Raw genomic sequence first — 22,754 nt, 5'->3', positions numbered from 1 at the left:
CGCGGAGCCGAAGCCCCGCGATACCCACCACGGTCGCCGCCACGGTCGTCACGCGACGGGTACCCGCCACGACGGTCGTCGTCCCGCGGCGGGCGTGCGCCCCCACGGTCGTCGCGACCGTACCCGCCGGAGCGGCCACCGGCACCGGAGCCGGCCCCGCCGCGTCCGCCGGCCGGGCGGCCGGAGCGATCTGGGCCTCCTGAGCGTCCGTTGCGGTCGTCTCGGTCTCGGGGCGCGCCGCGCCCCCGGTCGTCAAACCCTGCCATCGGGGATCCTTTCGTTCTGCTCGAAGCCGTCCGCACCGTCGTCCAGGAGGGGCGAGATGAGCGGCAGCTCGTCGAGCGAGTTGATGCCGAGCTGCTGCAGGAGCAGGTCGGACGTGACGTAGTTGATGGCGCCGGTCTCGGCGTCGGTGAACGACTCCTCGATGAGGCCGCGTGCCACCAGGGTCCGGACGACGCCGTCGACGTTGACGGCGCGGATCGCAGCGATCTGCGATCGGGTGATCGGCTGCTTGTAGGCGACGACCGCCAGGGTCTCGAGTGCGGCCTGCGACAGCCGCGAGGGGCGCTCGGCCTCGACGAACTGCTCGACCACGGGGTCCAGGTCGGCGCGGACGTAGAAGCGCCAGCCGCCCCCGACCTCGCGCAGTTCGAAGCCACGGCGGATCGTGCCGTCGACACCGTCGAAGTCCGCGACCAGGCGTTCGATCGCCTGGCGCACGGCGGGGACGGGCGAACCGACGGCGGCACCGAGCGCGACGAGCGACTGGGGCTCGTCGGCGATCATCAGGATGGCCTCGAGCTGGCGGTCGAGCGGGATGGCGGGGTGGGCCGGCGACGCAGCGCGTTCGGCGTGGTCGTGGATCTCGTGCTCGATCGCGCGGGCGTCGGCCATCTCGTCGGCGCCGCCGGGTTCGGCGCTGGACGTGTCGTGCACGTCATCCGTCATAGTCGGCTCCCAGGTTCGCGAGGCTCTCGTCGGACCAGTCCTCGGCGGTCCACCGCAGTGTCAGCTCCCCGAGCGGCTCGAGCTGCTCGAACGAGATCGACGCGTTCCGGTACAGCTCGAGGATCGCGAGGAAGCGAGCCACCACGATACCGGTCTGGTCGACGCCCGCGACCAGTTCGCGGAACGAGACACCCTCACCATCACGGGTGCGGAGGATCGAGACGACGATCGCGGCCTGCTCACGGATGCTGATGAGCGGCGCGTGCAGGTGGTCCAGGCCGACGGTCGGGATCTCCCGCGGGGCGAAGGCGAGCGTGGCGAGGGCGGCGAAGTCCTGCACGGACAGGGTCCAGACGAGCTCCGGCGTCCGCGCGCGGAACCGCTCCTCGAGCCGGACGCTGCGGACGTGCCGGCGCGACTCGATGCCCCACCGCTCCCCGAACCAGTCGGCGGCCTGCTTGAACGCCCGGTACTGCAGCAGTCGGGCGAACAGCAGGTCGCGGGCTTCGAGCAGGGCGACGTCCTCGGCGTCCACGAGCTCACCCTGCGGCAGCAGCCCGACGATCTTCAGGTCGAGCAGGGTCGCCGCGACGACCAGGAACTCGCTGGCCTCGTCGAGCTCGTCGGCGGACTCGGCCTGCCGGACGTACTGGATGAACTCCCCCGTCACGGCACCGAGCGAGACCTCGGTGATGTCGAGCTCGTGCTTCGTGATGAGCGACAGCAGGAGGTCGAACGGTCCGTCGAAGTTGGTGAGCCGGACCCGGAACCCCGGCTCAGGCGACGGCGCCACGCTGGACGAGCTCTCGTGCGAGCTGCCGGTAGGCGTGGGCGGCAGGGTGGTCCGGCGCGGTCTGCGTGATCGGTCGTGCGGACACCGTGGCGTCCGGGAACTTCACGGTGCGGCCGATGACGGTGTCGAGCACGCGGTCGTCGAAGGTGTCGACGACCCGCTCCATGACCTCGCGCGAGTGCAGCGTGCGCGAGTCGTACATGGTCGCCAGGATGCCGTCGAGCTTGAGCGCCGGGTTCAGGCGGTCGCGCACCTTGTCGATCGTCTCGATGAGCAGCGCGACACCGCGCAGCGCGAAGAACTCGCACTCGAGCGGGATGAGCACGCCGTGCGCAGCGGTCAGGGCGTTCACGGTGAGCAGGCCGAGCGACGGCTGGCAGTCGACCAGGATCACGTCGTAGTCGTTCGCGACCTTGCGCAGCACGCTCGCCAGGATCTGCTCGCGGGCGACCTCGTTGACCAGGTGCACCTCGGCCGCGGACAGGTCGATGTTCGCCGGGATGACGTCGAGGCCGGGGGTGTTCGTCGGCTGGATGACCTGGTTCGGGTCCTTCACGGCACCCATGAGCAGGTCGTAGACGGTGTGGATGTCGTGGGTGCGGACACCGAGGCCGGCGGACAGCGCACCCTGCGGGTCGAAGTCCACGGCGAGCACCTTGCGGCCGTACTCCGCGAGCGCGGCGCCCAGGTTGATGGCGGTCGTGGTCTTGCCGACGCCGCCCTTCTGGTTGCAGAGCGCGATGATGCGGGCGGGTCCGGTGCTGTCGAGCTCCTCGGGCACGGGGAAGTCCCGGACGGGACGCCCCGTCGGACCGTGGGTGGTCGCGCCGGTGGGGTTGGTCGTCGGGTTCGGGCTCACCCCGTCATCGTACCGGCGACGTCGGGGTGGGCCGGGTCGCACCGCCGCACTGCTGCTCGTCAGGCAGCGCGCAGGGCGACGCGCATGCTGTCGACCCGCTCCGCGATCACGGGGTCGGCCGACCACCGCTGCTGCAGCCGGCCGACGAGCTCGCCGACCTGCTCGCGGTCGAGCCCCGGGTGCAGCGCCAGGCCCACCGTCAGCTCCGGTCCGGCGAACCGGCCGACCGGGTCGCCCGGCGCGAGTTCGACACGGGCCACGCTGGGCTCCCCTTCGACCGAGGCCGCGAAGGCACGGGCCACCTCGGGGTCCTCGAAGCACGGGGTCCAGGGCAGGTCCTGCCCGAGTGCCCACACCGCCGGACGACGCAGCACGAACTCGGTCGGCGACTTCGGGTCGAGCACGACGAGCTGGGTGTCCTCACTCGCCGCGGCCATCGCCACGCGGCGGGACTCCACCGGCACGGGGCGCGCGTCCGGGTCCCACGCGTGCACGGCGTCGACCGAGGTGAACGCGGGCATCACGCTGCGACCGTCGGGGCCGGCGACCGTCACGATCGAGAGTTCCTGGGTCTTGTCGACGAGCTTGCCCGCGTCGGTCTCCCCCACGTCGCCGGCCTCGGCGATGAGCGGGATGAGCAGGCGGGCGGAGCGGAGCGCATCGACGATCGCGGCCTGGGACGCACCGTCGGCGAGTGAGCCGATGGCCGCGACCACCGCGGGGTCGGCGAGTCCGTCGTCGTCCGCGAAGGCGGTGTCGTGGTGGTCGAACGTGCGGCCTTCCCACGAGAACCCCGCCGAGTCCGCCGCCCCACCCGGGGTGTGCGCGTCGTCGGTCTCCGGCCCGGTGCCACGACCGTTCGAGATGCCCGCCACGGCGTTACTCCGAGGCGATGTCGAGAGCGGCCGGCAGCGTGAACGCCCCGGAGTACAGCGCCTTGCCGATGATCGCGCCTTCGAGCCCGTACGGCACGAGTTCGCGGAGCGCCCGGAGGTCGTCGAGGGTGGAGATCCCGCCCGAGGCCACCACGGGCTGGTCGGTCCGGTCGCACACCTGGCGGAGCAGTTCGACGTTCGGGCCCTGCAGCGTGCCGTCCTTCGTGACGTCGGTCACCACGTAGCGGGCGCACCCGGCGGCTTCGAGGCGGTCGAGCACCTCCCACAGGTCACCGGCATCCTCGGTCCAGCCGCGGCTCGACAGCGTGGTGCCGCGGACGTCCAGCCCGACGGCGATCTGCTCGCCGTACTCACCGATCACCCGCGCGGCCCAGTCGGGGTTCTCGAGCGCTGCGGTGCCGAGGTTCACGCGCGCCGCACCGGTCGCCAGGGCCGCTTCGAGCGAGGCGTCGTCGCGGATGCCGCCGGAGAGTTCGACGGAGACCCCCTCGACCTCGCGGATCGCGTGCGCGATCACCCGGCGGTTGTCGCCACGGCCGAAGGCGGCGTCGAGGTCGACGAGGTGGATCCACTCCGCGCCCTGGTCACGCCAGGTGCGGGCAGCGGCGACGGGGTCGCCGTAGCCGGTCTCGCTGCCCGCCTCGCCCTGGGTGAGTCGCACGGCCTGTCCGTCGACGACGTCGACGGCCGGCAGCAGGACGAGGGGCGGGGTGTCGGTGAGGTCGGTCATGGTCCTGTCGGTTTCGTTGCGGTGGAGAAGGGGCTGCGGACAGCCGGGAGGCCCGGGGCGCGTCCGGCACGGCCGTCGCGCCCGGTGCAGGCCGGGTTCAGAGCGAGCGGACCCAGTTGGAGAGCAGGCGGATGCCCGGCTCGCCGGACTTCTCGGGGTGGAACTGCGTGGCGGTGAGCGGCCCGTTCTCGACCGCGGCGATGAACGGCTGCCCGTGCTCGGCCCAGGTCAGGCGGGGCGCACGGAACGGCCCGTACGCCTCGAGCGGGAAGTCGGTCACGCCGTAGGAGTGCACGAAGTAGAAGCGCTCGTCGTGCAGGCCGTCGAACAGCACGGAGTCCTCGGGCGCCTGCACGGTGTTCCAGCCCATGTGCGGGAGCACCTCGGCCTGGATCTCCTGCACGGTGCCGGGCCACTGGCCGAGCCCTTCGACGTCGGCACCACGCTCGATGCCCCGCGAGAACAGGACCTGCATGCCGACGCAGATGCCGAGCACCGGGCGCCCGCCTGCCAGGCGGTGGTCGACGATCTCGCCGCCCTGCACGCCCTCGAGCTGGTCGATCACGGCCGCGAACGCCCCGACACCGGGGACGAGCAAGCCGTCAGCCTTGAGCGCCGCCTGCTTGTCCGACGTCAGGGTGACGTCAGCCCCGGCGCGCTCGAGCGCCTTGGCGGCGGAGTGGACGTTGCCCGACCCGTAGTCGAGGACGACGACGTTCGGCTTGGTGGCGGTCACAGGGCGCCCTTCGTGGACGGGATGCCGTCGACGCGCGGGTCCAGCTCGACCGCCTTGCGCATGGCCCGGGCGAACGCCTTGAACTCGGCTTCGGCGATGTGGTGGGGGTCGCGGCCCTCGAGCACGCGGACGTGGACGGTGATCCCGGCGTTGAACGTGATCGCCTCGAACACGTGGCGGACCATCGAGCCGGTGAAGTGCCCGCCGATGCGGTGGAACTCGAAGCCCGCGGGCTCGCCGGAGTGCACCAGGAACGGACGCCCGGAGACGTCGACGACGGCCTGGGCCAGCGCTTCGTCCAACGGGACCAGGGCATCGCCGTACCGGCCGATGCCGGACCGGTCGCCGAGGGCCTGCTTGATCGCCTGTCCGAGCACGATGCCGGTGTCCTCGACCGTGTGGTGCACGTCGATGTCGGTGTCACCCGTGGAGCGCACGCGCAGGTCGATCAGGGAGTGCTTGCTGAACGCGGTCAGCATGTGGTCGAAGAACGGGACGGAGGTCGAGATCGACGAGGTCCCGGTGCCGTCCAGGTCGAGCTCGAGTTCGACACTCGATTCGCTCGTCGAACGGCTGATCGAGGCGGTGCGGGCGGTCATGCGTCAACCCTAACCGGCGGCTGCTCGGCGGCGACCTGCCGCATGGCGTCGAGGAACGCGGTCGTCTCGGCTTCGGTCCCCGCACTCACCCGCAGGTGGTTCGGGATCCCGAGGTCGCGCACGATGACGTCGCGCTCGAGCAGCGCCTCGAACGCAGCGTTCGGGTCGGCGACTCCGCCGAACAGGACGAAGTTCGACCAGGTCTCGTAGGTCCGGTATCCCATGGCCCGCAGCTCGGTGACCATGCGGTCGCGCTGCGCCTTGATGTCGTCGACCATCGCCAGCATCTCAGGGGCGTGCCGGAGTGCCGCGATCGCTGCCGCCTGCGTCAGCGCGGACAGGTGGTACGGCAGCCGGACCAACCGGACGGCGTCGACGACGGCGGGGTGCGCGGCCATGTACCCGACCCGGGCACCGGCGAACGCGAACGCCTTGCTCATCGTGCGGGACACCACCAGGCGCTCACGTCCGGGCAGCAGCGTGAGCGCGCTCGGAGCGTCGGACGGCATGAACTCGGCGTAGGCCTCGTCCACCATCACGATGCCGTCGGTCGCGTCGTAGGCGGCCGCGATCGTCTCGATGTCGAGCGGGGTGCCCGTCGGGTTGTTCGGCCCGCACAGGAACACGATGTCGGGCTTGTGGTCGCGGATGGCTGCGACGACGGTCTCGGGCGAGATGCGGAACTCGTCGTCCCGCTGGGCCGGGATCCACGTGGTGCCGGTACCCGACGCGAGGATCGAGTGCATCGAGTAGGTGGGCGGGAACCCGAGGACCGAGCGACCGGGCCCGCCGAACGCCTGCAGGAGCTGCTGCAACACCTCGTTCGACCCGTTCGCCGCCCAGAGCTGCTCGGCGCTCAGGTCGTGCCCGAGGTAGTCCGCCAGGGACTGGCGGAGCTCGGTGAACTCGCGATCCGGGTACCGGTTGACCGTCAGCAGGGCCTGCCGGATCGACTCGACGATGTCAGCGGCGACGTCGTCCGGAACGGGATGCGTGTTCTCGTTGACGTTCAGCTGCACGCGGACGTGCTTCTGCGGGGCGCCGTAGGGGCTCTGCCCGCGCAGGTCGTCTCGGATCGGGAGGTCTTCGAGCGTGAATGCCACCGATCCATCGTAGGCCGCTGTCACCGTGCGACGACCAGCCGTCTGGACGGGGCTGCCCGAGTGACTACTCGCCGTCGGTGTACTTGGTGGGGATGGAGAGCTCTTCGCCGGCCTGCAGCGCCGAACCGTCGAGCGCGTTGAGGCTGACGACGTCCTGCACGAAGTCGCGCGGGTCGGAGTCGGGGGCGGTCTGCTCGGCGAGCTGCCAGAGCGTCTCGCCCGGCTGGACCGTCACGGTCTCGAAGTGGGTGCGGGCACCACCCGCGGTGGCGTCACCGGCCGAGGCCTGTCCGCCGTTCAGCACGCCGAGGGCGACGACGACGAGGAGCGGGATCGCGGCGAGCGTCGTGAAGACGATGCGGCCGCGACGCGTCAGACGCAGGCGGGTACGCACGGCGGGCGCCGCGGTGCGCTGGATGTCAGCGATGGCGATGGTGCTCATGTCGTTCTTGCCTTCCCGTTCGGTGGAACCGAAGTCCTGTACCGAACATAGTTTCGAATCAGACGACGCACAAGTCCTGGGAGAGGATTTCTGCGGGGTTTTCTTGCGACACGCTCGAACAGGTGTTTGTCCGGCCCTGGCCGGTCGGATACTGTTTCGATCGACTGGGACAAGCCTGACGGGGACCACCGACATTCCCGCCGCGGCCGGACCGGCACCGACGAAAGCGAGACGACGTGGTGGACGAACTGCGGGGCCAGAAGCCGCTGACGCCGAAGCAGCAGGCGATCTTCGACGCGATCCGTGCGTCGATCGCCTCGCGGGGCTACCCGCCGAGCATGCGCGAGATCGGCGACGCCGCCGGGCTCTCCTCGCTCTCCAGCGTCTCCCACCAGCTCGGCCAGCTCGAGCTCGGTGGCTGGATCCGCCGCGACCCGAACCGTCCGCGTGCGCTCGAGGTCCTGGTTGACGAGCCGACCTCCGACGTCGGCGGCCCGGACATCGACGCCACGACGCTCGTGCCGCTCGTCGGCCGGATCGCCGCCGGTGTCCCGATCACCGCCGAGCAGCACGTCGACGAGATCATCCCGCTCCCCCGCCAGCTCGTCGGCACCGGCGAGCTCTTCATGCTCAAGGTCGTCGGTGAGTCGATGATCGACGCCGCGATCTGCGACGGCGACTGGGTCGTCGTCCGGTCGCAGCAGACCGCCGAGAACGGGGACATCGTCGCGGCCATGCTCGACGAAGAGGCGACCGTCAAGGTCTTCCGCCAGCGCGACGGCCACACGTGGCTGCTGCCTCGGAACTCCGCCTTCGAGCCGATCCTCGGCGACGCGGCCTCGGTGCTCGGCAAGGTCGTCGCGGTCCTCCGCTCCCTCTGACCGCTGCTCGCTCTGCGCCAGCGCGAGACGCCGTCGTCACCGTACGACGCACCCTGCACGACGAAACGCCGCCGGATTCGGCGGCGTTTCGTGTGTTCCGGGGTGTCTCGGTGACACGACGGCGTCTGACGGACCTGTGACGGGCCTCCAGGCCGCGCGGCGGCGCTCACCAGCGCCAGCCGGCTGCCAGCGCCAGTCAGAGCCGGGGGTCAGACGGTCGGGACGGGCGTGACCACGTAGGGCTCGAGCTCGGTGACCTGCCGTTGGAAGACGCGCACCCGCAGGCGCGTGCCGTCCTCGACGTAGTCGACGGACTCGACCGAGCCGGTGTCGTGCAGCGACGACACCAGGTCACCGCGGTCGTACGGCACCACGATCGTCAGGTCCACGTCGGGCTCGGGCAGGCGGTCCTCGATGACGCTGAGGAGCTCTGGGATGCCCTCACCGGTGCGCGCCGAAACGAACACCGCGTCCGGCACGAGCCCGATGAGCACGAGGCGCTGCGCGTCGTCGATCAGGTCGGCCTTGTTGAACACGACGACCTCCGGGATGTCGCCCGCACCGACGTCACCGATGACCTCGCGCACGGTGGACAGCTGCGCCCCGGGGTCGGGGTGCGAGCCGTCGACCACGTGCACGATGACGTCGGCGTCGCCGACCTCTTCGAGGGTGGAGCGGAAGGCCTCGACCAGCTGGTGCGGCAGGTTGCGCACGAAGCCGACGGTGTCGGCGAACGTGTACTCGCGGCCCTTGGTGCTCTCGGTCCGGCGGACCGTCGCGTCCAGCGTCGCGAACAGCTGGTTCTGCACGAGCACACCCGCGCTCGTCAGTCGGTTGAGCAGTGACGACTTGCCGGCGTTGGTGTAGCCCGCGATCGCGACGCTCGGCACCTCGTTGCGGTTGCGCTCAGCACGCTTGGCCTCACGGGCCGGGGTGAACCCGGCGATCTGCCGGCGGAGCTTCGCCATCCGCGTGTGGATCTTGCGGCGGTCGAGCTCCATCTTCGTCTCACCGGGGCCACGAGAGCCCATGCCAGCGCCTCCGGAGACCTGGCCACCGGCCTGCCGGGACATCGAGTCACCCCAACCGCGCAGTCGAGGCAGCAGGTACTGCAGCTGGGCGAGTTCGACCTGCGCCTTCCCCTCGCGGGTCTTCGCGTGCTGGCTGAAGATGTCGAGGATCACGGCCGTGCGGTCGATGACCTTCACCTTCACGACGTCCTCGAGCGCACGACGCTGCGAGGGTGCCAGTTCGGTGTCGGCGATGACGGTGTCGGCGCCGGTGGCCTTGACGACCATCGCGAGCTCCTGGGCTTTGCCCTTGCCCAGATAGGTGGCCGGGTCCGGGTTCGGCCGGCGCTGGAGGAGCCCGTCGAGCACCACGGCACCCGCGGTCTCGGCGAGTGCCGCGAGCTCGCGGAGGGAGTTCTCGGCGTCCTGCGCGTCGCCCTGGGGGTACACGCCGATCAGGACGACCTGCTCGAGCCGCAGCTGGCGGTACTCGACCTCGGTGACGTCCTCGAGTTCGGTGGAGAGGCCGGCGACACGGCGCAGCGCCGCACGGTCCTCACGGTCGTACTGGTCGCCGTCGCCCGTCCAGCTGCGATCGTCGGTCGACCGCGTCTGGATCGCCTGGGCGGGCGCGAAGATGGACGATGCTGCACGGTGGTCTGCGTTGCGCAACACCCTCTCGACGACACCGTCTGCGCTGTCGTCGTTGGTCTGGTGGTTCTGCTGATGGGTATCCGTCATCCTGTGCACAGGCTACCTCCGCAGGCCCGTCGACACACTCGGTTGCCGGTACGGTTCATCCATGGCGAACGACCACTACTTCTCGGCCAACCCCGAGAGCGACGTCCGGCCCCGCCAGGTGGACGTCACGCTCGCCGGTCAGCCCCTCACCCTGTCGACCGCGGCGGGGGTCTTCAGTCCCGACGGCGTCGACCGCGGCACGAAGGTCCTGCTCGGTTCGGTGCCGGCACCCGCTGCTGACGGAGCGCTGCTCGACATCGGCTGCGGCTGGGGGCCGATCGCGATCACCATGGCGCTGCAGTCCCCCGACGCCCACGTCTGGGGCGTCGACGTCAACGAGCGGGTGCTGGGACTCGCCCGGGCCAACGCAGCGACGGCCGGAGCGACGAACGTCACGATCGCGCTGCCCGACGACGTGCCGGCAGACCTGCGGTTCCGGACGATCTGGTCGAACCCGCCGATCCGGGTCGGCAAGGACGAGCTGCACCAGATCCTGCTGACGTGGCTGCCCCGGCTCGAGGTCGGGGGCGATGCCTGGCTCGTCGTGTCGAAGGACCTCGGGGGTGACTCCCTGCAGAAGTGGCTCGTCGGCGCCCTCGGTCCGGGCTTCGCAGTCACGCGCGAGTCGACGGCCAAGGGCTTCCGCGTCCTCCGGGTGCAGCACAGCGCGTAGGGCGCGCGCGACGCGCCCGCGCCGCGCAGCGCGTCAGACCGTCAGACCGTCAGGTCGCCGGAGAACACGAGCTCGGCGGGCCCGGACAGCGACACGTGCTCGCCGTCCTCGGTCGCCGTCATCCGCACCGTGAGCAGCCCGCCCGGTACCCGCACGCGCCAGGTGTCCGGCGCCCCCGCACCGACCCAGTAGCGCGTGGCGAGGGCAGCCGCCACGGCACCGGTGCCGCACGACAGGGTCTCACCGCTCCCCCGCTCGTGCACCCGCATCGTGATCTCGCCGACGCCGTCCTTGATGAGCGGGTCGCCGGGCAGCACGAACTCGACGTTCGCACCGTGCTCGGGCGCCGGTTCGAGCACCGGCAGGAACGTCAGGTCGAGGTCGGCCAGTTCGTCCTCGGTCTCGACGGCGACGACCACGTGCGGGTTGCCCACGTCGATGCCGATGCCGGGGCGCGCCCCATCGAGGTTCTTCGCCCGGACGAGCACGTCGTCGGATCCGCCGCCCTCGATGCCCAGGCCCCAGCGGCCGAGGTCGGCCGCGAACCCGTTCGTGGTGCGCTGGATGTCGACCAGCCCCTTGCGGCTGCCGACCGTCAGCGTCTCGCCGGGCGCCAGTTCGACCAGGCCGGACTCGGTCAGGTACCGGGCGAACACGCGGATGCCGTTGCCGCACATCTCGGCGACCGTGCCGTCGGCGTTGTGGTAGTCCATGAACCACGTCGCCTCGGGTTCGACGGCGACGAGCGCGCGGCCCTCGGGGATCGCTTCGGACCGCACCGCGCGGATCACGCCGTCCCCGCCCACGCCGAAGCGTCGGTCCGCGATGGCACGGATCCGCTCGGGGGTCAGGTCGACGGTGGCGTCGGGGTCGGCGAACAGGACGAAGTCGTTGCCGGTCCCCTGGCCCTTGGTGAAGTGCAACTCGGTCACGGCACGATCCTACGGGCCAGTTCCGTCAGGTCACCGCGGTCGGCCCCGGTGACGTCGAGCGTCTCGGCGTCGGCGTACCGGCGGAACCACGACACCTGCCGGCGGGCGTACTTGCGGGTCGCGATGCCCGTCGCCTCGACGGCCTGCTCGCGGGTCGACGTGCCGGCGAGCACCTCGAGCGCCTGCGAGTACCCGATGGCGCCACGCGCGGTCCGGCCCTGCTCGAGTCCCAGCCCGCGGAGCGCCGCGACCTCGTCGACGAGTCCGGCGTCGAACATCCGCGCCGCGCGCTCGTGCAGCGCCGACACGAGCTGCTCCCGGTCGCGTCGCAGGTGCAGGATGCGGGACGGTCGCCAGGCGCGGGGCGCGGCCGGGAGGCTCGGGGTCACGACCTCGGATCGGCTCGCGATCTCGAGTGCACGGATCAACCGCCGTGGGTTGCGTGCGTCGATCGTCGCGGCGGCCGCCGCGTCGAGGGCACGGAGCCGTTCGAGCAGGATGCCCGGGCCGAGCGCGTCGTGCTCGCGCTCCAGCTGCGCACGGAGCTCGGGGTCGGTGCCCGGGAACGCCAGGTCGAACAGCACCGCGGAGACGTAGAGCCCGCTGCCCCCGACCAGGACGGCCACGCCACCGTCGGCCTGGATCCGGTCGACGTCGGTGCGTGCAGCCACCTGGTAGGCGGCGACGCTCGCCTCATCGGTGACGTCGAGCACGTCGAGCTGGTGGTGCGGGATGCCGTGCCGCTCGGCCGGCGGGAGCTTCGCGGTGCCGATGTCCATGCCGCGGTACAGCTGCATGGCGTCCGCGTTGATGATCTCCGCGTTGCGACCGGTGGCACGCAGGCGCTCGGCGATCGCGATGCCGAGGTCGGACTTCCCCGTGCCCGTGGCTCCGACGACCGCGATCAGGTCGGCCTCGACGCCGGTACCGGTACCGGACCCGAGCGTCGAGCCGCTCGACGGCACGCCAGCGGTGGGCTCAGCGTCCGACACGGAGCGTGGGCAGCCCGAGCGAGACCGGACGTGGGCCGTCGGCTGCGGCGCCGGCCGGGGTCGGCACGCCGCAGCTCTCGGCCTGCGCGCGGTCCCAGGCATCTCCGGCCCGGGTTCGTCGGATGCGCAGCGGGGCGTCGTCGTCGGCGAGCAGGAAGTGCGGTGCCGCCCGGGTGATGTCGACGGTGACGACGTCGCCGGGGCGCGGGACATCGGACCCGGCGGGCACCGTGAAGTGCACGAGCCGGGAGTCCTCCGCACGACCGGAGAGCCGGCGGGTGGCGTCGTCCTTGCGGCCTTCACCCGAGGCGACGAGCACCTCGACGCTCCGGCCGACCTGCTGTGCGTTCTCTTCCGCCGTGATGCGTTCCTGCAGGGCGACGAGTCGCTCGTACCGCTCCTGCACGATGTGCTTCGGCAGCTGGTCGTCCATCGTCGCCGCGGGCGTGCCGGGGCGGATCGAGTACTGGAACGTGAACGCCGAGGCGAACCGTGCCTGCTCGACGACGCGCAGGGTGTCCTCGAAGTCGGCGTCGGTCTCGCCGGGGAAGCCGACGATGATGTCGGTGGAGATCGCCGCGTGCGGGATCTTCGCGCGGACGCGGTCGAGGATGCCGAGGAACCGCTCGCTGCGGTAGCTCCGGCGCATGGCTTTGAGCACCCGGTCGGAGCCCGACTGCAGCGGCATGTGCAGCTGGGGCATCACGTTCGGGGTCTCGGCCATCGCGTCGATGACGTCGTCGGTGAACGCTGCCGGGTGCGGGCTGGTGAAACGCACGCGCTCCAGCCCCTGGATGCCACCGGTGGCCCGCAGCAGCTTGCCGAACGCCTGCCGGTCGCCGAACTCGACGCCGTAGGAGTTCACGTTCTGCCCGAGCAGGGTGACCTCGATCGCACCGTCGTCGACGAGCGCCTGGATCTCGGCCAGGACGTCACCGGGGCGGCGGTCCTTCTCCTTGCCACGCAGCGAGGGGACGATGCAGAACGTGCAGGTGTTGTTGCAACCGACCGAGATCGAGACCCAGCCGCTGTGCGTCGAGTCGCGCTTGGTGGGCAGCGTCGACGGGAAGACGTCGAGTGCCTCGAGGATCTCGATCTGCGCCTCGTCGTTGTGCCGCGCCCGCTCGAGCAGGGTCGGCAGCGATCCCATGTTGTGCGTGCCGAAGACCACGTCGACCCACGGCGCCTTCTCGAGGATGACGTTCTTGTCCTTCTGCGCCAGGCACCCGCCGACGGCGATCTGCATGCCGGGGTGATCGCGCTTGATGCCCGCGAGTTGTCCGAGGTTGCCGTACAGCCGGTTGTCCGCGTTCTCGCGCACCGCACAGGTGTTGATGACGACGACGTCGGCCTGTTCGCCGTCCGCCGCGGTGTAGCCCGCGGCCTGCAACGACCCGCTCAACCGCTCGGAGTCGTGCACGTTCATCTGGCACCCGTAGGTGCGGACTTCGTAGGTGCGGGGGCGCGCTGCGACGGTGTCCATGGTCGTCCCAGTGTAGGTCGGAGCGGCTACTCGAACCGCACGGTCCCGCGGCCGGAAGGCGGCCGTCTGCCGCCGCCGTCGAGTGCGCGTGCGACAGCGATCCGGACGACGCCGGAGCTGTAGCCCTTGCGCATCAGGAAGCCGGACAGCCGACGTTCCGCGGTGGCCCGGTCGAGGCCGCGCATCTGCGGCGCTCGCTTGTCGGCGAGTTCCTGCGCGCGGAGGAACTCGTCGTCCTCGTCGTCGGCGGCTTCGTCGAGTGCGGTGTCGATCGCCACCTGGTCGATCCCCCGGCGTCGGAGTTCGGTGACGACCCCCTGGCGGCCGAGGCCCTTGCGCGCGTGCAGCCGGTCGACCAGGTCGGTGGCGAGGGCGACGTCGTCCAGGAGCCCGACACGGGTCAACCGTTCGATCTCGTGCTCGACCACGTCGGTGTCGAGGTCCTGCTGCAGCAGCAGGGTCCGCATCTCGGACTCGCTCACGCCCTTGCGACCGAGGGCACGGAGGCTGAGCCGTTCGGCGTCCGCGCGCTGTTCGTCGAGCGGACGGGGTGCGTCGGCCGGGTCGATCTCCTCGCCGCCGGCGATGGAGAACACCGACGCGGTGGTGGCGTCGGCGGTCTCGGAGTCGTAGCCGTCCTGCTCGGCACGGGTCGAGCGCCCGCTGCCGTCACCGATCACGGGCGACACCCATGCTGCCGGACCCCGGGCACCGCGCAGGGGCACCGGCGAATCGGCGTCGAAGGGTGCCGGGATCTCGTCCGGCCGAGCGTCGCCGGACTCGGGCACTGCCCACCCGTCGACGTCCCGTGGTTCGTCCGGTGACACCGGCGGTGCGGGGATCGCGGGCGTCACCGGTGTGACGGGAGCGCGACGACGCGACCTCGCACCGAACAGGTCGGTGACCGGTGCGAGGCCGTCGTCGTCGTGGTCGGTGCTCACGCGCCCTTGCGCTCCGCGAGCTTCGGCGCGATCGACTCGACCGGGGCATCCTCGGCCTTGGAACCGCCGACGCCGAGCTTGGCGAGGATCTTGCCTTCGATGTCGGCAGCGATCTCGGGGTTCTGGATCAGGAAGGAACGCGAGTTCTCCTTGCCCTGCCCGAGCTGGTCGCCGTCGTACGTGTACCAGGCGCCCGACTTCTTGACGATGCCGTGGTCGACACCGAAGTCGAGCAGCGAGCCTTCGCGCGAGATGCCGACGCCGTACAGGATGTCGAACTCGGCCTGCTTGAAGGGCGGCGCCATCTTGTTCTTGACGACCTTGACGCGCGTTCGGTTGCCCACCGCGTCGGTACCGCTCTTGAGTGTCTCGATGCGACGGATGTCGAGGCGGACGGACGCGTAGAACTTCAGCGCCTTACCGCCCGAGGTGGTCTCCGGCGAACCGAAGAACACGCCGATCTTCTCGCGCAGCTGGTTGATGAAGATCATCGTGGTCTGCGTCTGGTTCAGGCCACCGGCGAGCTTCCGCAGCGCCTGCGACATGAGGCGGGCCTGCAGACCGACGTGCGAGTCACCCATCTCGCCCTCGATCTCGGCACGGGGCACGAGGGCCGCGACGGAGTCGATGACGATGAGGTCGATGGAGCCGGAGCGGACCAGCATGTCCGCGATCTCGAGCGCCTGCTCGGCGGTGTCGGGCTGCGACACGAGCAGGGCGTCGATGTCGACACCGAGCTTCTTGGCGTACTCGGGGTCGAGCGCGTGCTCGGCGTCGATGAAGGCCGCGATGCCACCGGCGCGCTGGGCGTTGGCGATGGCGTGGATGGTGAGGGTCGTCTTACCCGACGACTCCGGGCCGTAGATCTCGACGATGCGGCCGCGGGGCAGGCCACCGATGCCGAGCGCGACGTCCAGCGCCACCGACCCGGTCTGGATGACGTTGACGGGGGCGCGTTCGTCCGAACCGAGGCGCATGATCGCACCCTTGCCGAACTGCCTGTCGATCTGTGCGAGTGCGGTCTCGAGGGCCTTTTCGCGGTCTGCCGGTGATGGCATGGGGTGCTCCTTCGTGCTCGTGTTCGGCCGCCTGTAGGCTGTCGCGTCCACGCCGGCCGATGGTGCAAGGCCGATGGTTCTGCGACAAGGCTTCGGGCTGTTCCCGATGTCCATCAACCTATGGCGAGCCACCGACATCACTGCCGACGGTCACGCGATCTGTGGATGGAGCATCCGGGCGACGCCGCTGTGGAGGAAGTTACCACCGATCGAACACGCGTTCGAGCAACACGCCGAACACAGTTTCGGGTGCCGGACCCGCAGGACCGCGCTCAGTCCTGGGGTTCGGCCAGGCCCTTGCCGTGCCGACGGTCCATCGGGACGTCCTGCGAGTCGCACAGGGCATCCCACACCCGGCGGGCGTCGATGCCGGCGGCAAGGGCGTCCACGGCCGAGCGACCGCCCAGCCCCTCGAGCACGACGTCACGGGTGACCACGGACCCGTAGGCCTCGCCGAACACCTGGTCGACGGCTCGCCAGAACTCACTCACGCGCATCCGACCAGCCTAAGCGCGTCGTCGCGGGCCGGAACGCAGAACGCCCCCGCCGGGAAGGACCGGCGAGGGCGTTCGGTGCAGTGCGGTCAGCGCACCGCGAGGTCGTTGTCGAACTCGGCGACGAGGTCGTCCGGGAGCGTGTCGGGGACGGGGGTCAGCCCCTCGACGATCGCGAGGCGGTCGCCCACTTCGCGCATGATGGTCGAGATGGGCGTGTCCAGAGCATCCGCGACGGACGCGAGGATCTCCGAGCTGGCTTCCTTCTGCCCACGCTCGACCTCACTGAGGTACCCGAGCGCGACACTGGCCTTGGACGCGACCTGACGGAGGGTCCGGCCCTTCTGCAAGCGGAAGTCCCGGAGCACATCGCCGATTTCCTGACGAACGAGAACCATGAGAACTCCTCCTCTCTGTCGTCTCCGCGCCCGCTCGGTCCGGTGGAACGAGTTCGGGTTCAGCAACAATAGCGTTGCCGGTTGCAGCATGTTAGCCAGGCTGGCTGCCGTACTGCTGGAGATTTCGTGAGATGTAACCCAGTGGAAACGGGACCTATTCCCGGCCCCGGATCTCGGACGACATCCGTGCAAGGAGTTCGGAGACGGTGGCGTGACGGATTGCTCCCCGGTCACCGTCGAGGTGCAGCTCGAAGGCCTCGGCGCCCGCGGCGGAGGCGATCCCCACGTACACGGTGCCGACGGGCTTGCCGTCCTGCGGGTCCGGGCCGGCGACACCCGTCGTGCTGATCCCCCACGTTGCGGGCTCCCCGTCGACGGACAGCGCGATCCGGACACCGGCGGCCATCTGCCGGGCGACCTCCGGGTGCACGGCGCCCTCGGCCTCGAGCAGGTCCGCCGAGACCCCGAGCACGGAGTGCTTCACGGGCGTCGCGTACGCCACGACGCCACCGCGGACGACGGCGCTCGCCCCGGGCACGTCGACGAGGGTCGCGACGACGAGTCCGCCGGTCAGCGACTCCGCCACGGCGAGCGTCTCGCCCCGCGCCGTCAGTTCGGCGATGAGACCCGGTGCGACCGGCTCGACGGGCGCGGCCTCGGTCGAGGGGTCGGGCCCGGTCATGCGGTGGTGCGGTTGTGCTTCCATGCCTGCCAGAGGTAGTCGATCCCGCTCAGGACCGTTGCCAGGAACGCGGCGGTCATGAGGATGCCGTTGACCCAGTGCGCCCAGTCACCGACCAGGTTCCACCACGGGAACAGCGCGGCCGTCAGCGCGACGGCCTGCAGCACGGTCTTGATCTTGCCTCCGCGGCTGGCCGGGATCACCCGGTCGGAGAGCACTGCGAACCGGAAGACCGTGATGCCGATCTCCCGCACCAAGATCAGCACGGTCACGTACCAGGGCAGTTCCTGCAGGATGGACAGCGCGACGAGCGCACCCCCGATGAGCACCTTGTCGGCGATCGGGTCGACGAGCTTGCCGAAGTCCGTGACCAGGTTCTGCCGACGGGCGATGATGCCGTCGGCGCTGTCCGTGACGATCGCCACGACGAAGACGACCGCGGCCCAGATGCGCAGGGGCCCGTCGTTCCCGGCGTCGGTGAGCAGCAGGACGAAGAACAGCGGCGCCATCAGGATGCGCACCACCGTGATGATGTTCGCGACGTTCGCGGTCGACGCCGGGCCGGGGCCCTTGCGCAAGAGCCGCCCGCGCCACGGGAACCGTGCGCCGTGCGTGGTGTTCGTGCTGTCCGAGGCGGTCATCGCCGTCACTCCCTGCCCGTCAGTCCCCACGCGTCCTCATCGGGCTCGTCGTGGACTTCATCGTACCCGCGGGTCATGTCCCCGACGGGGTCGGCACCGTACCGGTCACCGTCGCCGGACGGCGTCGGTGCCGGCGCTGCCGGAGCGGCCGCGGCGGGCGGCTCCTCGCCGCGGAGCTTCGCGAGCACCGCGGGCAACTGGTCGGCGGTCACCAGGACGTCGCGGGCCTTCGAGCCCTCGGACGGTCCGACGATGTCGCGCGACTCCATCAGGTCCATCAGGCGACCGGCCTTGGCGAAGCCGACGCGGAGCTTGCGCTGCAGCATCGACGTCGAACCGAACTGGGTCGACACGACCTGTTCGACGGCCGCGAGCAGCAGTTCGAGGTCGTCGCCGATGTCGGCGTCGATCTCCTTGCGCTCGACCACGGCCTGGACGTCCTGGCGGTACTCGGGCTGGGCCTGCCGCGTGACGTGCTGGACGACCTCGGCGACCTCGCCCTCCTGCACCCAGGCGCCCTGCACGCGGAGCGACTTCGACGAACCCATCGGCAGGAAGAGCGCGTCGCCCTGACCGATCAGCTTGTCGGCGCCGGGCTGGTCGAGGATGACGCGGGAGTCCGTGACGCTCGTCACCGCGAAGGCGATGCGCGACGGCACGTTCGCCTTGATCAGGCCGGTGATGACGTCGACCGAGGGCCGCTGCGTCGCGAGCACCAGGTGGATGCCGGCGGCGCGGGCGAGCTGGGTGATGCGGACGATCGATTCCTCGACGTCACGCGGTGCCACGAGCATCAGGTCGGCGAGCTCGTCGACGACCACCAGCAGGTACGGGTACGGCTTGAGCTTCCGCTCGCTGCCCGCCGGCAGGACGATCTCGTTGTTCTCGATCGCCTTGTTGAAGTCGTCGACGTGGCGGAACCCGAACGACGCCAGGTCGTCGTACCGCATGTCCATCTCCTTCACGACCCACTGCAGCGCTTCGGCTGCCTTCTTGGGGTTCGTGATGATGGGGGTGATGAGGTGCGGGACGCCGGCGTAGATCGAGAGCTCGACGCGCTTCGGGTCGACCAGGACCATGCGGACCTCGGACGGCTTCGCGCGCATCAGCAGCGACGTGATCATCGAGTTGATGAACACCGACTTGCCGGAACCGGTGGAGCCGGCGACGAGCAGGTGCGGCATCTTCGCCAGGTTCGCGACGACGAAGCCGCCCTCGACGTCCTTGCCGACGCCGATCGTCATCGGGTGCTTCGACTTGCGCGCGGCGTTCGAGCGCAGCACGTCGCCGAGCGAGACGATCTCGCGGTCGGTGTTCGGGATCTCGACGCCGATCGCGCTCTTGCCCGGGATCGGCGACAGGATGCGGACCTCGTTCGAGGCGACCGCGTACGACAGGTTCTTCGACAGGGCCGTGACGCGCTCGACCTTGACGCCCGGGCCGAGCTCGATCTCGTACCGGGTGACCGTCGGCCCGCGGGAGAACCCGGTGACCTTCGCGTCGACCTTGAACTCGGTGAGCACCCCGGTGATGGCGGCGACGATGTCGTCGTTCGCCTGGCTGCGCGCGACCGAGGGCGTGCCGGAGCTCAGGGTGGTGGCGGCCGGCAGTCGGTACGGCTTCGACGGGTCGTCGTCGGACCCGGCGGCGGCCGCGCTCAGCTCGGCGGCGGCGTCGATGTCCTCAGGTTCGTCGACGACCTCGGGCTCGGACAGCACCTCGGGCACCGCGGGACGGATGTCGGCGGTCGGCTGCGGGCGCGCGGGGACGTCGGTGCCGAACGCGCGCAGGGCCTGCTCGGCGTCCTGCAGGTCCTGCTCGACGGAGTCGTTGAGGTTGACCGACGCGGGCTCGGCCGGCGTGAGGTCGACGAGCCCTGCGGCGGCCCCGGCGTTCGGGCTCACGACGGGAGCAGCGGTCGCGACGGCAGCGGCAGCGGGCGCGACACCGGTGGCCGGCGGGAGCACCGGGCTGTCGTACGCCGGGTCCTCTTCGCGTCCGGACTTGTTGCGGCGCCACCACGGCACGTTGTCGCCGCCGGCTTCGGCGTCGGCAGCGGCCTGCTCGTCACCGAACCCGAGGTCGTCGAACAGCTGGAAGTCGGCGTCGCCCTTCTTGCCGCGCTTCGAGGTGCGAGTGCGGGCGACGGGCTCTGCCACGGCGGCGGCAGTGTCCGCGTCCGGCTCGGCAGCGGGCGCCGGGGCACCGAACAGGTAGGCGTAGAGCTCGTGCAGCCGGCGACCGAGCTTGTTCGGCGGCGTCTTGGTGATGATGAAGAGCGAGAGCACGAGCAGCACGATCGCCACGGGCACGGCCACCCACGCGGTCGCGATCGTGACGAGCCAGCCGATGACCACCCAGCCGAGCACCCCACCGGCGGCAGCGAGCGCGGGCATGCCGTCGGCCGCGCTCGGTCGGCCGCCGAAGACGTGGCAGAGCGAGGCGATGGAGACGATCAGGATGCCCAGACCGATGCCGATCCGGGTGTTGTCGTGCACCGAGGCCGGGTGCCGGAACAGCCACCCGGCGAACACGATCATGATGACCGGCAGGGCGAATGCCAGGCGGCCGAACAGCCCGCCGAACGTGTACGCGTCGAGTGCGACGGAGACGCTGTTGGTCGGGTTGAGCCACTCGACGACCCCGCCGGCGATGGCCAGCAGGAACAGCAGGAACGGGAACCCGTCGCGCCGCTGGTCCTTCTCGAGGGTCTCCTTGCCGAGCAGCCGGAACATCGCGCCGACGCCGTGCGCCATCGCGAGCCAGAAGGTCACGAGCGGGTTCTGCTCGCGGAACACCGGCGTGGGTGCGGCCTGCGGCAGCTTCTTCGTCGTGGCCTGGGTGCGCGACGAACCGCGCGTCCCGTTGCCACGGGACGACGTGGACGCGCGCGAGCGCGTGGTCGACTTGGTGCCTCCGGCCATGGGCAGAACCCTAACGCCCGCCCAGGACAAACGCAGGAAGGCCCGCCGCAGCGTCCGTGACGGACGCTGGACGGGCCTCCAGGGCGGGGACGGAGGCTACGCCTCGATGACCACCGGGACGATCATCGGACGACGACGGTGCTTCGTGTTCACCCAACGACCGACCGTGCGACGGACGACCTGCGCGAAGGCGTGCGAGTCGCGCGTGCCGTTGGCTGCGGCCTCGGAGATCGCCTTGGCGATCTGCGGACGCACGTCGTCGAAGACGGAGTCGTCCTCGGCGAAGCCACGCGACTGGATCTCGGGGCCGATCACGCACTGCCCGGTGGTGAAGTCCACCGCGCAGAAGACCGAGATGAAGCCCTCTTCGGCCAGGACACGGCGGTCCTTCAGGTCGGCGTCGGTGATCTCGCCGACGGTGGAGCCGTCGACGTAGACGTAGCCGATGTCGAGCTGGCCGGCGACCGTCGCGACGCCGTCCTTCAGGTCGACGACGATGCCGTCCTGACCGAGGATCACGTTGCGCGGCGGGACGCCCGTCTGGATCGCCAGGTCGGCGTTCGCGTACAGGTGACGGTGCTCGCCGTGGACGGGGAGCACGTTGCGCGGTCGCAGGATGTTGTAGCAGTAGAGCAGTTCGCCGGCCGAGGCGTGTCCGGAGACGTGCACCTTGGCGTTGCCCTTGTGCACGACCTTCGCGCCGAGCTTGGTCAGCCCGTCGATCACGCGGTACACGGCGTTCTCGTTGCCCGGGATGAGCGACGACGCGAGGATGACGGTGTCGCCCTCGCCGATCTCGATCTGGTGCTCGAGGTTCGCCATGCGGGCCAGGACGGCCATCGGCTCACCCTGCGACCCGGTCGACATGTAGACGATCTGGTCGTCGGGGACGTTCTTCGCCTTCTTCGTGTCGATGAGCACGTTCTCCGGCACCCGCAGGTAACCGAGGTCGGCGGCGATCGTCATGTTGCGGATCATCGAGCGGCCCATGAACGCGACCTTGCGGTTCGCGGCCGCGGCGGCGTCGAGGACCTGCTGCACGCGGTGCACGTGGGACGAGAAGCTCGCCACGACGACCTTCTTGCGGGCGCGCATGATGATGTTCTCGAGCACCGGGCCGATGTCGCGCTCCGGAGCGGTGAAGCCCGGCACGTCGGCGTTCGTGGAGTCCGGCAGGAACAGGTCGACGCCGGCCTCGCCCAGACGGGCGAACGCGCGGAGGTCGGTGATCCGGTCGTCCAGCGGGAGCTGGTCCATCTTGAAGTCACCCGTGTGCAGGACACGACCGGCGGGGGTCGTGATCGCGACGGCGAGGGCGTCCGGGATGGAGTGGTTCACGGCGACGAACTCGAGGTGGAACGGGCCGATCTGCTCGGTCTGGTCCTCGGCCACGACGAGCGTGTACGGCTTGATCCGGTGTTCCTTGAGCTTCGCCTCGACGAGCGCGAGGGTCAGCGTGGAGCCGATCAGCGGGATGTCGTCGCGGAGCTTCAGCAGGTACGGGACCGCACCGATGTGGTCTTCGTGGCCGTGCGTGAGCACGACACCGAGGACGTCGTCGAGGCGGTCACGGATCGGCGTGAAGTCCGGCAGGATCAGGTCGACACCGGGCTGGTGCTCCTCGGGGAACAGCACGCCGGCGTCGACGATGAGCAGCTTGCCCTCGTACTCGTAGACGGTCATGTTGCGACCGATCTCGCCGAGGCCCCCGATGGGGATCACGCGGAGGGTGCCGTTCTCGAGCGGCTGCGGTGTGGAGACTTGTGTGGGCATTCGGTCCTACGGATTCGGGCGA

General features: G+C 70.4%; 24 protein-coding genes. 3 read left to right on the top strand and 21 right to left on the bottom strand.

Annotated elements, in window-relative coordinates:
- On the top strand, positions 1-203 hold a 203-nt coding region (locus BIU95_RS18995; RefSeq protein ID WP_217639458.1), incomplete at its 5' end, for a hypothetical protein.
- A gap of 49 nt (positions 204-252) precedes the next feature.
- Here the strand turns inward: BIU95_RS18995 and scpB are convergent.
- From scpB to BIU95_RS17110, 9 genes are all read right to left on the bottom strand, one after another.
- Positions 253-951 (bottom strand): SMC-Scp complex subunit ScpB, encoded by a 699-nt coding sequence (scpB, locus tag BIU95_RS17150; protein WP_175470792.1) that lies wholly within the window; start codon positions 949-951, stop codon positions 253-255.
- Entirely contained in the window at positions 941-1,744 is an 804-nt protein-coding gene (locus BIU95_RS17145) for a ScpA family protein (protein WP_017885899.1), read from the bottom strand. The genes scpB and BIU95_RS17145 overlap by 11 nt, the downstream gene beginning before the upstream one ends.
- Complete coding sequence (locus tag BIU95_RS17140) at positions 1,728-2,603, bottom strand: ParA family protein (RefSeq protein WP_017885900.1); 876 nt, start codon at positions 2,601-2,603, stop codon at positions 1,728-1,730. Before BIU95_RS17140 ends, BIU95_RS17145 begins: the two co-directional genes overlap by 17 nt.
- Before the next feature lie 59 nt (positions 2,604-2,662).
- On the bottom strand, positions 2,663-3,478 hold the full coding sequence (locus BIU95_RS17135) for an SseB family protein (protein ID WP_017885901.1): 816 nt from the start codon (positions 3,476-3,478) through the stop codon (positions 2,663-2,665).
- A gap of 4 nt (positions 3,479-3,482) precedes the next feature.
- Positions 3,483-4,229: a bifunctional 1-(5-phosphoribosyl)-5-((5-phosphoribosylamino)methylideneamino)imidazole-4-carboxamide isomerase/phosphoribosylanthranilate isomerase PriA gene (priA, locus tag BIU95_RS17130; protein WP_042538431.1), complete on the bottom strand. Its 747-nt coding sequence runs from the start codon at positions 4,227-4,229 to the stop codon at positions 3,483-3,485.
- Between the two features lie 97 nt (positions 4,230-4,326).
- On the bottom strand, positions 4,327-4,965 hold the full coding sequence (gene hisH, locus BIU95_RS17125) for an imidazole glycerol phosphate synthase subunit HisH (RefSeq protein ID WP_042538434.1): 639 nt from the start codon (positions 4,963-4,965) through the stop codon (positions 4,327-4,329).
- A complete protein-coding gene (hisB, locus tag BIU95_RS17120; protein ID WP_027464776.1) occupies positions 4,962-5,564 on the bottom strand; it encodes an imidazoleglycerol-phosphate dehydratase HisB in 603 nt (200 codons plus the stop codon). Before hisB ends, hisH begins: the two co-directional genes overlap by 4 nt.
- On the bottom strand, positions 5,561-6,667 hold the full coding sequence (locus BIU95_RS17115; protein ID WP_071252365.1) for a histidinol-phosphate transaminase: 1,107 nt from the start codon (positions 6,665-6,667) through the stop codon (positions 5,561-5,563). Before BIU95_RS17115 ends, hisB begins: the two co-directional genes overlap by 4 nt.
- Positions 6,668-6,731: 64 nt before the next feature.
- The gene (locus BIU95_RS17110) at positions 6,732-7,109 is read right to left on the bottom strand and encodes a LysM peptidoglycan-binding domain-containing protein (protein WP_017885906.1); all 378 of its coding nucleotides are present in this window, start codon (positions 7,107-7,109) and stop codon (positions 6,732-6,734) included.
- A gap of 236 nt (positions 7,110-7,345) precedes the next feature.
- Between BIU95_RS17110 and lexA the strand changes: the two genes are divergently transcribed.
- Positions 7,346-7,990: a transcriptional repressor LexA gene (gene lexA / locus BIU95_RS17105; protein WP_017885907.1), complete on the top strand. Its 645-nt coding sequence runs from the start codon at positions 7,346-7,348 to the stop codon at positions 7,988-7,990.
- A gap of 209 nt (positions 7,991-8,199) precedes the next feature.
- Here lexA and hflX read toward each other — a convergent pair whose 3' ends face one another.
- Positions 8,200-9,741 (bottom strand): GTPase HflX, encoded by a 1,542-nt coding sequence (gene hflX, locus BIU95_RS17100; RefSeq protein WP_056071260.1) that lies wholly within the window; start codon positions 9,739-9,741, stop codon positions 8,200-8,202.
- Between the two features lie 61 nt (positions 9,742-9,802).
- Here hflX and BIU95_RS17095 point away from each other — a divergent pair, with 61 nt between their 5' ends.
- The gene (locus BIU95_RS17095; protein WP_071252363.1) at positions 9,803-10,414 is read left to right on the top strand and encodes a class I SAM-dependent methyltransferase; all 612 of its coding nucleotides are present in this window, start codon (positions 9,803-9,805) and stop codon (positions 10,412-10,414) included.
- A 41-nt stretch (positions 10,415-10,455) separates the two neighbouring features.
- Here the strand turns inward: BIU95_RS17095 and dapF are convergent, their stop codons facing one another.
- From dapF to BIU95_RS17040, 11 genes are all read right to left on the bottom strand, one after another.
- Positions 10,456-11,346 carry a diaminopimelate epimerase gene (gene dapF / locus BIU95_RS17090; RefSeq protein ID WP_042538440.1) on the bottom strand — a complete coding sequence of 297 codons (891 nt, stop codon included), beginning with the start codon at positions 11,344-11,346 and terminating at the stop codon, positions 10,456-10,458.
- Positions 11,343-12,338 carry a tRNA (adenosine(37)-N6)-dimethylallyltransferase MiaA gene (gene miaA, locus BIU95_RS17085; RefSeq protein ID WP_254783408.1) on the bottom strand — a complete coding sequence of 332 codons (996 nt, stop codon included), beginning with the start codon at positions 12,336-12,338 and terminating at the stop codon, positions 11,343-11,345. Before miaA ends, dapF begins: the two co-directional genes overlap by 4 nt.
- Positions 12,325-13,821, bottom strand: coding sequence for a tRNA (N6-isopentenyl adenosine(37)-C2)-methylthiotransferase MiaB (gene miaB / locus BIU95_RS17080; RefSeq protein ID WP_017885912.1), 1,497 nt, complete (start codon positions 13,819-13,821; stop codon positions 12,325-12,327). The genes miaA and miaB overlap by 14 nt, the downstream gene beginning before the upstream one ends.
- 26 nt (positions 13,822-13,847) lie before the next feature.
- A complete protein-coding gene (locus BIU95_RS17075) occupies positions 13,848-14,762 on the bottom strand; it encodes a regulatory protein RecX (protein ID WP_017885913.1) in 915 nt (304 codons plus the stop codon).
- Positions 14,759-15,820: a recombinase RecA gene (gene recA / locus BIU95_RS17070; protein ID WP_017885914.1), complete on the bottom strand. Its 1,062-nt coding sequence runs from the start codon at positions 15,818-15,820 to the stop codon at positions 14,759-14,761. The genes BIU95_RS17075 and recA overlap by 4 nt, the downstream gene beginning before the upstream one ends.
- Positions 15,821-16,092: 272 nt before the next feature.
- Positions 16,093-16,317: a DUF3046 domain-containing protein gene (locus BIU95_RS17065; RefSeq protein ID WP_017885915.1), complete on the bottom strand. Its 225-nt coding sequence runs from the start codon at positions 16,315-16,317 to the stop codon at positions 16,093-16,095.
- A gap of 86 nt (positions 16,318-16,403) precedes the next feature.
- Positions 16,404-16,712, bottom strand: a complete 309-nt coding sequence (locus tag BIU95_RS17060) for a helix-turn-helix domain-containing protein (protein ID WP_027464765.1) — start codon at positions 16,710-16,712, stop codon at positions 16,404-16,406.
- 154 nt (positions 16,713-16,866) lie between these two features.
- Positions 16,867-17,394, bottom strand: a complete 528-nt coding sequence (locus BIU95_RS17055) for a CinA family protein (protein WP_071252361.1) — start codon at positions 17,392-17,394, stop codon at positions 16,867-16,869.
- The gene (pgsA, locus tag BIU95_RS17050; RefSeq protein ID WP_031259193.1) at positions 17,391-18,035 is read right to left on the bottom strand and encodes a CDP-diacylglycerol--glycerol-3-phosphate 3-phosphatidyltransferase; all 645 of its coding nucleotides are present in this window, start codon (positions 18,033-18,035) and stop codon (positions 17,391-17,393) included. Before pgsA ends, BIU95_RS17055 begins: the two co-directional genes overlap by 4 nt.
- A gap of 5 nt (positions 18,036-18,040) precedes the next feature.
- Positions 18,041-20,959 carry a DNA translocase FtsK gene (locus BIU95_RS17045; protein ID WP_071252359.1) on the bottom strand — a complete coding sequence of 973 codons (2,919 nt, stop codon included), beginning with the start codon at positions 20,957-20,959 and terminating at the stop codon, positions 18,041-18,043.
- 96 nt (positions 20,960-21,055) lie between these two features.
- Entirely contained in the window at positions 21,056-22,732 is a 1,677-nt protein-coding gene (locus tag BIU95_RS17040; protein WP_017885920.1) for a ribonuclease J, read from the bottom strand.
- Between the last annotated feature and the right edge of the window lie 22 nt (positions 22,733-22,754).

Origin of the sequence: Curtobacterium sp. MCBA15_007, from assembly GCF_001864905.1 — a bacterium.
Lineage (GTDB): Bacteria > Actinomycetota > Actinomycetes > Actinomycetales > Microbacteriaceae > Curtobacterium > Curtobacterium poinsettiae.
This window is presented reverse-complemented; position numbering and strand designations above follow the sequence as displayed.

Excerpts from the sequence above, each read along its gene's own strand:
- recA (WP_017885914.1), bottom strand. The coding sequence starts at position 15,820 with ATGCCATCACCGGCAGACCGCGAAAAGGCCCTCGAGACCGCACTCGCA.
- priA (WP_042538431.1), bottom strand. The coding sequence starts at position 4,229 with ATGACCGACCTCACCGACACCCCGCCCCTCGTCCTGCTGCCGGCCGTC.
- BIU95_RS17065 (WP_017885915.1), bottom strand. The coding sequence starts at position 16,317 with ATGCGCGTGAGTGAGTTCTGGCGAGCCGTCGACCAGGTGTTCGGCGAG.
- hflX (WP_056071260.1), bottom strand. The coding sequence starts at position 9,741 with ATGACGGATACCCATCAGCAGAACCACCAGACCAACGACGACAGCGCA.
- BIU95_RS17045 (WP_071252359.1), bottom strand. The coding sequence starts at position 20,959 with ATGGCCGGAGGCACCAAGTCGACCACGCGCTCGCGCGCGTCCACGTCG.
- BIU95_RS17095 (WP_071252363.1), top strand. The coding sequence starts at position 9,803 with ATGGCGAACGACCACTACTTCTCGGCCAACCCCGAGAGCGACGTCCGG.
- scpB (WP_175470792.1), bottom strand. The coding sequence starts at position 951 with ATGACGGATGACGTGCACGACACGTCCAGCGCCGAACCCGGCGGCGCC.
- miaB (WP_017885912.1), bottom strand. The coding sequence starts at position 13,821 with ATGGACACCGTCGCAGCGCGCCCCCGCACCTACGAAGTCCGCACCTAC.
- BIU95_RS17110 (WP_017885906.1), bottom strand. The coding sequence starts at position 7,109 with ATGAGCACCATCGCCATCGCTGACATCCAGCGCACCGCGGCGCCCGCC.
- BIU95_RS17040 (WP_017885920.1), bottom strand. The coding sequence starts at position 22,732 with ATGCCCACACAAGTCTCCACACCGCAGCCGCTCGAGAACGGCACCCTC.
- BIU95_RS17060 (WP_027464765.1), bottom strand. The coding sequence starts at position 16,712 with ATGGTTCTCGTTCGTCAGGAAATCGGCGATGTGCTCCGGGACTTCCGC.
- pgsA (WP_031259193.1), bottom strand. The coding sequence starts at position 18,035 with ATGACCGCCTCGGACAGCACGAACACCACGCACGGCGCACGGTTCCCG.
- BIU95_RS17055 (WP_071252361.1), bottom strand. The coding sequence starts at position 17,394 with ATGACCGGGCCCGACCCCTCGACCGAGGCCGCGCCCGTCGAGCCGGTC.
- hisB (WP_027464776.1), bottom strand. The coding sequence starts at position 5,564 with ATGACCGCCCGCACCGCCTCGATCAGCCGTTCGACGAGCGAATCGAGT.